This is a genomic window from Halopiger thermotolerans (assembly GCF_054654555.1).
Genome location: NZ_BAAIEU010000004.1, coordinates 2,019,100 through 2,031,846 on the forward strand (window position 1 = coordinate 2,019,100; position 12,747 = coordinate 2,031,846).

11 protein-coding genes are annotated in these 12,747 nt (G+C 68.6%); 7 read left to right on the forward strand and 4 right to left on the reverse strand.

The window, feature by feature from the left end; translation table 11 throughout:
• Nucleotides 1-20: 20 nt before the first annotated feature.
• The gene (gene thsA, locus ACYQ26_RS17880; protein WP_459810760.1) at nucleotides 21-1,565 is read right to left on the reverse strand and encodes a thermosome subunit alpha; all 1,545 of its coding nucleotides are present in this window, start codon (nucleotides 1,563-1,565) and stop codon (nucleotides 21-23) included.
• A 192-nt stretch (nucleotides 1,566-1,757) separates the two neighbouring features.
• Between thsA and ACYQ26_RS17885 the strand changes: the two genes are divergently transcribed.
• Nucleotides 1,758-2,597: an amidohydrolase family protein gene (locus ACYQ26_RS17885; RefSeq protein WP_459810241.1), complete on the forward strand. Its 840-nt coding sequence runs from the start codon at nucleotides 1,758-1,760 to the stop codon at nucleotides 2,595-2,597.
• 15 nt (nucleotides 2,598-2,612) lie between these two features.
• Here ACYQ26_RS17885 and ACYQ26_RS17890 read toward each other — a convergent pair whose 3' ends face one another.
• From ACYQ26_RS17890 to ACYQ26_RS17900, 3 genes are all read right to left on the reverse strand, one after another.
• Nucleotides 2,613-3,266: a hypothetical protein gene (locus ACYQ26_RS17890; protein WP_459810242.1), complete on the reverse strand. Its 654-nt coding sequence runs from the start codon at nucleotides 3,264-3,266 to the stop codon at nucleotides 2,613-2,615.
• A 108-nt stretch (nucleotides 3,267-3,374) separates the two neighbouring features.
• Nucleotides 3,375-6,707: a nitric-oxide reductase large subunit gene (locus tag ACYQ26_RS17895; protein ID WP_459810243.1), complete on the reverse strand. Its 3,333-nt coding sequence runs from the start codon at nucleotides 6,705-6,707 to the stop codon at nucleotides 3,375-3,377.
• Between the two features lie 161 nt (nucleotides 6,708-6,868).
• On the reverse strand, nucleotides 6,869-7,339 hold the full coding sequence (locus tag ACYQ26_RS17900; protein ID WP_459810244.1) for an MGMT family protein: 471 nt from the start codon (nucleotides 7,337-7,339) through the stop codon (nucleotides 6,869-6,871).
• Between the two features lie 122 nt (nucleotides 7,340-7,461).
• Between ACYQ26_RS17900 and trpC the strand changes: the two genes are divergently transcribed.
• From trpC to ACYQ26_RS17930, 6 genes are all read left to right on the forward strand, one after another.
• Nucleotides 7,462-8,286, forward strand: a complete 825-nt coding sequence (trpC, locus tag ACYQ26_RS17905; protein WP_459810245.1) for an indole-3-glycerol phosphate synthase — start codon at nucleotides 7,462-7,464, stop codon at nucleotides 8,284-8,286.
• A gap of 6 nt (nucleotides 8,287-8,292) precedes the next feature.
• Nucleotides 8,293-9,564: a tryptophan synthase subunit beta gene (trpB, locus tag ACYQ26_RS17910; protein WP_459810246.1), complete on the forward strand. Its 1,272-nt coding sequence runs from the start codon at nucleotides 8,293-8,295 to the stop codon at nucleotides 9,562-9,564.
• Nucleotides 9,561-10,448, forward strand: a complete 888-nt coding sequence (gene trpA / locus ACYQ26_RS17915) for a tryptophan synthase subunit alpha (protein ID WP_459810247.1) — start codon at nucleotides 9,561-9,563, stop codon at nucleotides 10,446-10,448. Before trpB ends, trpA begins: the two co-directional genes overlap by 4 nt.
• Nucleotides 10,449-10,473: 25 nt before the next feature.
• A complete protein-coding gene (locus ACYQ26_RS17920; RefSeq protein ID WP_459810248.1) occupies nucleotides 10,474-11,274 on the forward strand; it encodes a 2-amino-3,7-dideoxy-D-threo-hept-6-ulosonate synthase in 801 nt (266 codons plus the stop codon).
• A gap of 126 nt (nucleotides 11,275-11,400) precedes the next feature.
• Nucleotides 11,401-11,997, forward strand: a complete 597-nt coding sequence (locus ACYQ26_RS17925) for a poly-gamma-glutamate hydrolase family protein (RefSeq protein WP_459810249.1) — start codon at nucleotides 11,401-11,403, stop codon at nucleotides 11,995-11,997.
• Between the two features lie 113 nt (nucleotides 11,998-12,110).
• A complete protein-coding gene (locus tag ACYQ26_RS17930) occupies nucleotides 12,111-12,740 on the forward strand; it encodes an NfeD family protein (RefSeq protein ID WP_459810250.1) in 630 nt (209 codons plus the stop codon).
• Nucleotides 12,741-12,747: the final 7 nt, after the last annotated feature.

A 12,747-nucleotide genomic window follows, 5' to 3' on the forward strand; every position in this document is an offset into this window, starting at 1 on the left:
GAAAACGGGTAACAGCGACGTTACTCGGCGGCGATGACGTCGTCGATGCGGGCGATCATCGTCGCGGCCTCGGTGGCGCTCTCGACGGCCTCGCGCTTGACGTCGGCGGGGTCGACGACGCCGTGTTCGAACGGATCGTCGATCGAGACGTCCTCGCCGCTGGTGATCAGGCCGGCGCGACCCTCGGACTCGTGGGCGGCACGGAGGTCCACGAGCGCGTCGATCGGGTCCTGGCCGGTGTTGGCGGCCAGCGTGCGCGGGATGACGTCCAGCGCGTCCGCGAAGGCGTTGACGGCCAGCTGCTTGCGGCCCTCAACGGCGGCGGCCTCCTCGCGGATCTTGTCCGCGATGGCGATCTCGGTCGCGCCGGCGCCGGGGACGACCTCGCCGGAGTCGAGCGCGGTCGCGACGACGTCGAGCGCGTCGCCGATCGCGCGCTCGAGCTCGTCGACGACGTGCTCGGTGCCGCCGCGGACGAAGACCGTGACGGACTCGGCGGCCGCGCCGCCCTCGACGAACGCGAGCTCGTCGTCGCCGAAGGAGTCGGTGCGGATGCGCTCGGCCTCGCCGAAGTCGGCTTCCTCGAGGTCCTCGAGGGCGCCGACGCGGGTGGCGCCGGTCGCGGAGACGATCTGCTTGGCGTCGCTGTCGCCCAGATCGTCGAAGACGAGGACGCCCTCCTTGGCGAGCGCGTTGGCCACGCGGTCGGCGACGTCGTCGGTCGTGAAGACGACGTCGGCGCCGCTCTCGACGATGGCGTCGGCGTAGCCCTGCAGCTCGCTCTCCTCGGCGTCGATGGCGGCGTTGAGCTGGTCGATCGAGTCGATGGCGTACTCGGCGTCGACCTCGCCGGTGCGGACGTCGAGTTCGACGTCGAGGACGGCGATCGAGGCGTCCTCGACCTCGGTCGGCATGGCGTCGTGGGCGGGCTCCTCGTCGACGACGATGCCGGGGATCAGTTCGGTCGCGTTCGAGGACGCGCCGAGCTGGGTGTGGACGGTGACGTTATCGCGCTGGACGCCCTCGTCGGTGTCGACGTGGCGGACGGCCTCGACGACCGTTTCGGCCAGCGAGCGGGCGGTCAGGCCGCCGGTACCCTTGCCGGTCATGCTGGACTCGGCGACCTGCTTCAGGATCTCGTCGTCGACTTCGGCCTCCTGTACCTGTTCGTCGATGGCCTCGAGGGCGATTTCGGCGGCCTCGTGGTAGCCCTCGACGATGGTGGTCGCATGGACGTCCTGCTCGATCAGGTCCTCGGCCTCGCCGAGCAGGTTGCCAGCGAGCACGGCCGCGGTCGTCGTGCCGTCGCCGACCTCCTCCTCCTGGGACTCGGCGACCTCGACGATCATCTGGGCCGCGGGGTGCTCGATGTCCATCTCCTCGAGGATGGTCGCGCCGTCGTTGGTGATGACGACGTCCCCGCCGGAGTCGACGAGCATCTTGTCCATCCCGCGCGGGCCCAGCGTCGTCCGGACCGACTCGGCGACGGCCTTGCCGGCCATGATGTTGGACGACTGGGCGTCGCGGCCCTGCGTTCGCTGGCTATCCTCGCTCATGATAAACATAGGCTGTCCGCCCATGCGTCGCTGTTGTGCCATAGTTGAATCCTCACTACCTATGTCACCAGCACTTCTATATAAAAATTTCCCTCCCGCCACCGCTCCGTCTGGCGATTGCGGTGTGAACCGTCGTCATACCGCAGCACGGAAGCGAAGCCGGTAGCAAAATATGGGCCGGTTTCGAACACTCCCGTGGGAATGCTGGAGTTGGAACACGGGTTTCGGGTGGTCGACGTCTACGCCCGGCTCGAGCCGGACGACGGGGGCGGGGATGGGGCCCCGCGCGGCCACACGATCACGCCCGATCGACTCGAACGGGAGATGCACCAGGCGGGAATCACCAGATCGATCGTCTTTCCGCCCGCGGCGGCGGAGACGAGCTACCTGGCGCCGAACAACGGCGTCGCGCGCCGCAGCGTCGACCGCCCGTTCGTCGCCTTCGCCCGGATCAACGGAACGCGACGACCGGAGGGGAGTCCGACCGGCCGGCTCCGCAACGCCGTCAGCCGACGCAAGGAGCATCACACGACCCCCGACGACGTCGAGAAGTACGCCTACGACGATCGGTTCCACGGCTTCGTCTTCGACCCGACGGTCGACGACTACCCCGACGAGGACGTGCTCGCGGCCCTCGAAGACGTCGGCCTCCCGCTGTTGGTCCGGGCCGGCATCGACGCCCCGCCGGCGGAACTCGCCGAGATGCTGCTGGGCCGGTCGTTCCCGGTCGTCGTCGCCCACTTCGGCGGCCACCCGCTCGACCGGTCGCTGATGCACGAGATGATCGACCTGCTCGACGAGTACGACGACTGCTACCTCGAGACGAGTTTCGTCCGCTACCGCGACCTGCTCGAACGGGCCGTCCTCGAGCATCCCGACCGCGTGTTCTTCGGCAGCGGCGCGCCGGCCTGCCACCCGAACGTCGCCGTCATGGAGATCCTGACGCTGGACGTCTCCGAGGACATGTTCCGGCGCGTCTTCTCGAAAAACGCGTGTCGAGTGATCGACGCGCTCGAGCCCGACGCGGCGCTTCGGACGTGAGCCGGCTCGAAGGAGCTACGAGAATACCCCGATCGAACGATCGTGCTCAACGACGGCGTACCCCTTCGCCGCGTACGCCGCCTGCTGGTAGCGAGCGGCGGCGATCGTCTGTGGCAGCCGGTTGAGGCCGAACCGGCGGTTCGACTCGCTCTCGATCGTCACGTGCGTCGCGCCGTTCCGTTCCTCGAGCGCGACCGAATACGTGCCCCACGGACGGCCGGCTTCCGCGACCTCGAGCTCGAGGTCGGCGTTCGGGTCGTCCGAGGCGGCTCGAGTTTCGACGGTTATCGTAACGGACCGAAGACCGAACAGATACGAAATCTCGTAGATGGTGCCGTCATCGGCCGATCGAACGTCGTCCGCGAGGCCCCAGTGGAAAGGGAGGATCGGCGGCGTCTCGCCCTCGAAGTCGCGCCGGACCGTCTCGAGGTCGGCGTCCGTTCGCAGGCGAATCGTCCCGGTAGTGGTGAAAAGCGGTAGACTGAGGCAGACGAGCGCGCCGAGCGACAGGCCCAGGGCGAGGAGAAACGGGAGCACGGCGAATGCGGCCAGGACGCCGCCAACTGATGCGGTCGCGACGCTCACCTTCAACGCGCCTTGCGTCCGTGCATACCGCTGAACAATTGACTCGACGGCTGCCGGGTCGCTGGTCTCGGGAACGGAGGGCATACCAGTGATATGATGGAAGATAAATGTGATTCTTCCGAACTACTCCGATACCGTCCTCACAGAGCCGACGGCGATCAGATTCCGCGGAAAGCCGCGGCTAGAGGGGACTCATGCGGTCGCACTGACCGCGCTCGAGTCGACCGCTCGACGCGCGGCCAGGAGGTGCCGTATTGCCCCCGCGGTGAACGCCAGCGCGCCGAGGATCATCGGCGTGTCGCCCAGCGTTCGGGCCCACAGCAGCGTCTGGATGCGGTCCCGCTCGTAGAACTCGCGGCTCCGCGCGGCGGCGTACCCCTCCTGGAAGGCCGTCTGCAACTGCAGGAAGCCGATCGGGAGCAGGGAGGCGACTGACATGACGACGAGCCCGAGGTTGGTCAGCCAGAACGCGGCGCGGAACCACGTCGGTTGCCACGCGGCCTCAGGCGTGACCACCCGCAGGATGTAGGTGCCGAGCCCGAGCGCCAGCAGGCCGAACGCGCCGAACGTCGCCGTGTGCCCGTGCGCGACGGTCAGGTAGGTGCCGTGCTCGTAGTAGTTGATCACCGGCAGGTTGATGAAAAAGCCCAGCACCCCGCCGCCGACGAAGTTCCAGACGCTCGAGCCGACGATAAAAAGCAGCGGCAGCGTGTAGGGGAACTCCTCGCCCTGGGCCCGCAGCGTCCGGTACTCGCCGAAACTGCGGTAGAGGACGAACACGAGGGGGACGAACTCGAGCGTCGAGAACGTCGTCCCGATCGGCACCCAGACGTCGGGGAGGCCGACCCACCAGTAGTGGTGAGAGACGCCGACGATGCCGGCGGCCATGATCGCGAACACCTCGAAGAGGATCGCCCGCTCGGCGTCCGCGCGCTCCAGCAGGTCCATCGAAACCAGGGCGACGGCGACGATTGCGGTGACGAAGAACTCGAAGACGCCCTCGACCCACATGTGGACGACCCACCAGCGCCAGAACTCCGTGACGGCGATGTTCGTCTCGGGCGTGTAGAGCATGCTCGCGCCGAACAGCAGGGCGATCGAGCCCCCGGCGTAGGTCATGAAGTGGCCCAGTCCGGTCGGCGGCTCGTCGAGTCGGCGGACGCTGCGCAGCACGAGGCCGGTCCAGCCGGCCAGCGCGGCGAGCAGGGAGAGCTTCCAGATGCGGCCGGTCTCGAGGTACTCGAGGCCCTCGGAGCCGAGCAGCCACCAGAGTTCGCCGTCTTCGGGGGAGCCGAATTTGCCGCGCATTCCGAGCCAAACGCAGGCGAAGGCACCGACGGTGACGGCGACGAGCGCGCCCAGCAGGACCGTCGCTCCCTGGGCCTGCCGCGGCGGGTCCTCGTCGGCGAACAGGCCTGGCAGGAAAAGGCCGCCGGCGAGCCACAGCGTCGTGATCCAGAGGATGCCGAGGTTGATGTGCCAGGTGCGCCCCACGGAGAACGGCAGCAGGGAGACGAGGTCGATTCCCAACTTCTCGCCGATCCCGTAGAAGCCGGTCCGCTCGACGTAGTAGTGGGCGAGGTAGGCGCCGACGAGCACCTGCGCGAGGAACAGCGCGCCGGCGACGGGGACGTACCGCGCCGCGGCGTACTGCGCAGGGGTGATCGACACCGAATCAGGTGAGGGCACGTCGACGAGTTCAGTCGTCGGCTCGGCGAAGTCGAAGGTGTGGTAGGCCCAGACGCCTGCACCGCCGCCGGCGACGAGCAGCACGACGCTGATCGTGCTCCAGACCAGCACCTGCCCGGTCGGCTCATTGCCGCTGCCCGGAACGGGCGGCCAGTCGTTCGTATAGGAGTGGTCCGAGCCCGGTCGGTCGGTGTGAGCCATCCACGCTGTCCAGCAGGCGAAGTCGGCGATTCGAGCGGCCTGCGAGGCCGACTCGACGAACCCTGCCGGCACCCCGCGCTCGGGCGAGCCGGCGTGATACCGGTCGACGTATTCGTTCCGAATTCGGCGGTGGGCGTAGGCTTCAGCCGCCGAGTAGCGCGCGATCGATCCCTCTGGCGCCTCGTTCTCGAGTTCGCGCTCGACCCGATCCGCGACGGCCGCCTGACCGTCGGCCGACAGTTCTTCGAAGGCGTCGGCGCCGCGCTGGCGCGCGTAGTACTCACGCATGAACTCGGTCTTCAACTCGAGCGCGTCAGCCGTGAGGTCAACCCCGAAGTACGAGCCGTTGCCCAACACGGAGCCGTGGTTCATCAACCCGTTCGCCTGGAACGCCTTCTTTCCCTGCTTGACCTGCTCGGCGGTCACGATTGGCTCGTCGTCCGGCCCCCGAATCTCGTCGGGGATCGGCGGCGCCCGCTCGCGCGAGAGCCATGCGCCGATCGACATCGCGACGAGGTTGGCGACGAACAGGCCGACGAGCGCCAGCGATCCCTTCGAGCGTGAACGGAGCCCCGGGACGCTCGTGAGATCGAGGCCGCCGTCTCCGCCCTCGAGCAGGCGGCTCGAGACCAGTTCGATAAGAACGCGCTCGATCGGGGTGTCCGCAGCGTCGCCGGCGCCGGCGCCTGACGCCATCGGACCCAGCAAGGAGAGTAACTGGCCGGCGGACGGGTCCAGCCCGCCGTCGTTCGCGAGCAAGGCGAGCATCGTGGCCGCCGCAGTAGCGACGGACCGGGTGGGATACTGCGCTCGAGCGGTAGGAGCGGTCGATTCCTCGAGTCCAGCATCGGGCTCGGCCCCAATTGGAGCAGCGGTAGACGGTTCGCGCTCGCCGCCCGCTCGGCGCGACTCGTCGGGCGTTCGCTCGTCCACCAGCCGCGGAATCTCCTCGGTGAGCAGGCGCTCGAGGGCGTGGCCGACGACCACGGCGTCGCGCTGCCCGATGTCCGCGAGGGTCTCCTCGAGCGACTGGTCCGACTCGAGGTCGAGTTCGGTCCGGACCGCATCGTACAACTCAGCGATCGCGGCCTCGATCTCGAGCGGATCTGCAGCAGTGCCGTCTTCAGCCGTCGACGCATCTGGAGCGTCCCCGTCGGCGAGTCGCTCGAGCAACTCGTCCACATCCACATCGCCGTCCAGTCCGACGTCCGCCGCCAGCCGCTCGCGAATTGCCTCCAGCGTCCGCTCGTCCAGCCGCGCTTCATCGAGGTCGTAGCGGCGGACGAACCGCTCGAGGGCGCGGTCGAGCGGATCGGTCCCGTCCGGACCGCGGGCCGCCTCCTCGCGGAGTTCGTCGGGCGTCCGGCCGACGGCCCGCTCGCAGAGTTCTGTTACGGCGCGATCGACGACCCTGTCGCGCGCGCTCTCGAGGCGCTCGCGAGAACGGTCGCGGAGGTCGTCGACGCCGCGCTCGAGCGCCGCCCCTGGCCCCTCGCTCACGACGGCTCGAGCGCGCGTCGATAACTCGTCGACGGTTTCCGCGCCGGCCTCGAGGCGGTCAGTTACGAGGTCGGTTCGCCGGCGCCATGTCTCGCCAGTTCCGTCCCGGATAGACAGTCGGTCCCTGATGGCCATGCTTTGCGGCCTCGTTCGGCGTAGCTACTAGGGCCTGAGATCACACCGTAAACGTGGACGTGTCAGTCGCCGGCAGTTTATCCTCGGACCGTAGCGATCGCTAACTGAACGCGACGAGCGAAACGCGGCCGAAGCGGCCAAGGAGAACGAGGATCAGTCCGCTACAGTTCCTCGAGCGAGCGCAACTTCTGTTCGACCGCCGGCGGCGCGGCGCTGGGGCCGTCGCGGACGCGGTGGTCCGGGATCAACAGCGGCGCCGGATTGGCGTCCAGCGCCGTCCGGACGAGGTTCAGATCGTCCTCGTCGTCCGGATCGAGTTCCGGCGTCATCCGGGCCAGCGCCTTCACGTCGACCTGCTCACCGTAGGGGATCTCCCGGACCTGCTCGAGGACGGCCCGTTGGTCGGTCGGCACCGTCAGCGCGACCTGCACGTCGCGGAAGTCGACCTCCTCGAGCCCCTCGAGGTACTCGAAGATCCGGTCGAGGACGGGGTGGTCGTCCTCGGCGTTATCTTCGGGCGTGTCGGGGAAGTCGACGCTCAGGACCCGTCCGCTGGCGGCGCCGAGTTGCACGTACCGGTCGAGGTACGACGATTCCCGCGCGTAGATTCCGGCCTCCGTGACGTCCTCCATGTGCGAGCGTAGGGCACGCCGGCTTGAATAACCGCCGGTCCCGCCCGAATACGTCGCTCGAGCGGCCGGGGCGGGCGGATGGCGCAAGCCTTTTGTACATATGAGTACGTCGATGTACAACAATGAACTCTGAAACGGAGCTCGCGCCCGCGGTGGCGTCGATCCTCGAGGCCGCGCGGGAGCGCTCGGGCGGCGGGCCCGCCGTCGACGTGGACGCGCGGTCGCTGCCGGACGCGCTGGCTCGCGCGGAGGCCGAGGGCCGCGTGCCGGTGATCGCGGAGGTCAAACCGACGAGTCCGACGGCCGAGGGGACCCGCGAGGACGATCCCGTCGAACTCGCCGAGGCGATGGTCGAGGGCGGCGCGGCGGCGATATCGGTGCTGACCGAGCCCTCGCACTTCGGCGGCTCGTCCGAGGCGCTGTCTCGCGTCCGCGAGGCCGTCGACGTCCCCGTCCTCCGGAAGGATTTCGTTCTCGAGGAGGACCAGTTGGACGTCGTCGAGGCCGACCTCCTGCTGTTGATCGCCCGCTTCGTAGATGACCTCGAGGGGCTCGTGGCGGCCGCCCGCGAGCGGGGGTTCCAGCCGCTCGTGGAGGTTCACGACCGCGCGGAACTCGAGGCCGCGCTCGAGGCGGGCGCGGAGATCATCGGCGTCAACAATCGGGACCTGGCGCAACTCGAGGTGGACCTCGAAACCTTCGAGTCCGTCGCTCCCCACGCTCCCGACGACGTCACGCTGATCGCCGAAAGCGGCGTCTCGACGCCGGCTGACGTGCGCCGGATGCGCGAGGCGGGCGCGGACGCCCTGCTGGTCGGCAGCGCCATCATGGACCACGGCGCGGCCGACAGCGACGTCGCCGCGAACACGCGGCGGCTGACGCGGGCGGAAGCAGCGGACGAAGCGACGGGCGAGACGACCGACAACGGCGACGGCGACGGAGACTGATACGACATGAGCACACAGGACGAGCACGTGAGCGAGACGGACCGAGACGGCCGGGATGGCACCTTCGGCGACTACGGCGGCCAGTACGTCCCCGAGGCGCTGATGCCGGCCCTGCAGGAACTCGAGGACGCCTACGAGCGCTACGTCCTCGAGAACGAGGACGGCTTCATGGACGAGTTCCGCGAGCGGATGCGGGACTTCGGCGGCCGACCGACGCCGCTCCAGCGCGCGGATCGGCTCAGCGAGCGCTACGACCGCGAAATCTATCTGAAGCGCGAGGACCTGGTCCACGGCGGCGCGCACAAGCTGAACAACGCGCTCGGCCAGGTCCTACTGGCGAAGTACATGGGCAAGGAGCGGGTCATCGCCGAGACCGGCGCCGGCCAGCACGGCACCGCGACCGCGATGGCCGCGGCCCACCTCGACATGCCCTGCGAGATCTACATGGGTCGGACGGACATCAACCGCCAGCGGCCCAACGTCTACCGGATGCGGATGAACGGCGCCGAGGTCAATCCGGTCGAAGCTGGGTCGGGTACCCTGAAGGAGGCGATCAACGAGACGATGCGCGACTGGGCGACGACCGTCGAGCGAACCCACTACGTCATCGGCTCGGTCGTCGGCCCACACCCGTTCCCCAAACTCGTCCGGGACTTCCAGTCGGTCATCGGCGAGGAAGCTCGCGAACAGGTGCAGGAGAAGGCCGGTCGACTCCCCGACACCGTCGTCGCCTGCGCCGGCGGCGGCTCGAACACGATGGGCGCGTTCCACGAGTTCGTCCCGGACGAGGACGTGGATCTGGTCGCCGTCGAGGCTGGCGGCTCGAGCCTCGAGATCGACGAGGAGGAGGGCCTCGCACCCAACTCCGCGACGCTCTCGACGGGCACCGACGGCGTGCTCCACGGCGCGATGACGAAGCTGCTCCAGCAGTCGGACGGCCAGATCGTCGAGTCCCACAGCGTCAGCGCGGGACTGGACTACGCCGGCGTCGGGCCCGAACTCTCCCACCTCGTCGAGAGCGGTCGCGTAACGCCGACCAGCGTCGACGACGAGGCCGCGCTCAACGGCTTCCACCGGCTCTCGAACCTCGAGGGGATCATCCCGGCGCTGGAGTCGAGCCACGCGCTGGGATACCTTGAGGAGCACACCGACGAACTCGGCGACCTCGTCGTCGTCAACGTCTCCGGCCGCGGGGACAAGGACCTGGAAACGGTGCTCGAAGAGACCGAGAAACGCGATCTCGAGGCGGCGCCGGACGTGGAGGTGTTCGAGGGATGACCGACGCAGCAACCGAGAGAGAGACCGAGACCGAGTACGACAGCGACGTCGAGGCGGCCATCCGCGAGAACCACCCTGCGCTGATCACCTACATCACCGCCGGCGATCCCTCCCTCGAGGACACCAAGGAGTACGTCGAGGCCCTCGATCGAGGCGGCTCTGACCTGATCGAACTCGGCCTCCCCTTCTCCGAGCCGATCGCGGAAGGAGCGACGATCCAGGCGGCGATCAACCGCGCGCTCGAGGCCGGCACCACGCCGGAGGGGTTCTTCGAACTGGTCGACGACCTCGAGACGGAGGCGCCGCTGCTGGTGATGACGTACTATAACATGATCCTCCAGTATGGAGACGAACCGGATGTTCGTCCCTTCGTCGAGCGTGCTGCGGAGGCCGGGCTGTCGGGCATCATCGTCCCCGACCTCCCCGCCGAGGAGGCCGACCCGCTGCGGGCGGCCTGCGACGACCACGGGCTCGATCTGGTCTTCATCGTCGCGCCGACGACCGAGGGCGAGCGCCTGGATCGGATCATGTCTCACGTGTCGGGCTTCGCCTACGTGCAGGCCCGCCTCGGCACGACCGGCGCGCGCGCGAACGTCTCGTCGGCGACTCACGACAGCCTCGCGCGCCTCTCCGAGTACGACGTACCCAAGGCTGTCGGCTTCGGCGTCAGCGAGGGCGACCACGCCGCGGAGATCGTCGAAGCCGGCGCCGACGGCGTGATCGTCGGCAGCGCCTTGGTCGATATCGTCGCGAGCAGCGACGACACCGCCGAAGCCGTCGAGCGCCTCGAGGCCAAAGCGGCCGAACTCAAGCGGGGTGCACGCCGCGGCGCCGACTCTGTCACGGTCGATGCGGAAGATGCACCGGAACCGGAACAGCAATAACCGCAAGCTTGCTACACACTCGCAAATGACCACCGCCACCGGAATCGACGCACGACTCGAGCGAATCGGCACAGACGGAAAATTCGTCGTCGTCCCGATGGACCACGGCATCACGATGGGCGCCGTGAAGGGCCTGAAGGACATCGAATCGACGATCGACGGCGTGACCAGCGGCGGCGCCGACGCCGTCCTCACGCAGAAGGGGATCGCCCCGCGCGTCCACGAGAACAAGAACGGCAAGGGGTTCATCGTCCACCTCAACGGCTCGACGACGATCGGTCCCGACGAGAGCGACAAGCGGATGACCGGCACCGTCGAGGAAGCCGTCCGCGCCGGCGCCGACGCCGTCTCCTTCCACATCAACGTCGGCTCCGACCACGAGCCCGACCAGATCACCCAGCTCTCGGAAGTGACCGCGGAGGCCGAACGACTCGGCATGCCGGTCCTCGCGATGGCCTACGCGCGCGGTCCCGGCGTCGACCCCGAGGACCCCGAGGCGCTCGGCCACGCGGTGCGGCTCGCCGAGGAACTCGGCGCTGACATCGTCAAGACCGGCTACAGCGGCGACGCCGAGAGCTTCCAGCACGTCGTCGAATCGACCCGCCTGCCGGTCATCATCGCCGGCGGCTCGAAGGGCACCGACCGCGAGACGATCGAGATGGTCCGCGGGACGATGGACGCCGGCGGCGCCGGCATCTCGATGGGCCGCTCGATCTTCCAGCACGACGACCCCGAAGCCATCGCGACGGCCGTCTCGGCCGTCGTCCACGACGATCTCTCGACCGACGAGGCGCTGCGCCGGGCCGGCCTCGCGCTCGAGGCCTGACGCGGTCGCTGCTACCACATCGCTGCTCGCCGTTCGATCTCGTTCTCTCGCGGCTCTCGTCCGCACCAGCACCGGCAGTGGCGAACGCGCTAACAGTTATCCGCGCCACCGTCGTAGTCGGCCGCCGTGACGCGACGGACGCTTACGACGCAGCCGCTCGAGCGGACCGACACGGGACACTACTCCGAACTGCTGTACGACGACGGGGTGAACGACGACGTGCTGATCTGCGCCGCCCACGGCGGCGAGGTCGAACCCGGCACCGCCGAAGCGGCGATGGAACTCGCCGGCCGACTCGAGGACGCCACCTGCTGGGCCTGCCTCGGCTACGACGAGGAAACCCGGGCGTTCGACCGCTATCACCCGCCCTCGAGTTCCTTCGCACCCGACGACTACCCGCTGCTCGGGCGGATCGCCGATCGGGGCTTCGAGACGGTGATCAGCCTCCACGGACTGGCCGACGATCGGGTGATCGTCGGCGGGGGGATCGACGCCGAACTCAAGCGCCGCGTCGAGTCCCGGCTCGAGGACGTCGTTACCCACCCCGTCGAGACGGCGTCCGACGGCCCGTACGGCGGCGTGAGCCCGGCCAACTTCGTCAACTGGCTCGCGCGCGACGGCCGGGGCGGTCTCCAGCTCGAGCAGAGCCGCGCCGTCCGCATGGACGAGCGCGACGCCGTCGTCGACGAGTTAGCGGGGCTGATCGCGGACGACTTGCGCTGACGGCCGTCCCGCAACGGTCGCGTTCACCGGTCGATTCGCGGCGATCTGCGGCGAAACTGCCGAAAAGGGTATCGCGGTAAACATTTAATCGGGGTGAGCCCTTACGTCCGAACATGCTCGACGCCCTTCTGGGGAACGTGCCGCTCTTGCTCCTCTCGGTGGGGCTCGTGTTGATGCTGCTCGAGGCCCTCTCGCCGGGCGCGCACCTCATCGTCATCGGGATCGCGCTGGTCGGCGCGGGACTGATCGGGGTGCTCTTCCCGGGCCCGCTGAGCCCGATCGTGCTGGCGGCGCTGACGCTCCTGTTCGGCCTCGCCGCGACGTACGTCTACCGCGAGTTCGACTTCTACGGCGGGAAGGGGACCGCCCGGACGACGGACTCGGACTCGCTGGCCGGCGCGACCGGCTACGCCACCGAACGGATTACGACCCGCGACGGCGAGGTAAAACTCGACGAGGGCGGCTTCGCCCCTTACTACAGCGCCCGGACCGCGAGCGGCACGATCGAGGAGGGCGAGGAGATCATCGTGATCGATCCCGGCGGCGGCAACGTGCTCACCGTCGAGTCCCTGGGTGCGATCGGTGAGGACGAGATCGATCGCGCGCTCGCGGAGGACGCGGCGAACGACACGGTCAGCGACTCGAACGCGGGTACCGGCGCCGCCGATCCGCTCGATAAATCGTCGAACGCAGACCTGGACGCGGAAGCCGAGCCGGAGACGGAAACCGAAAAATCGAGTTAGCCCCGAA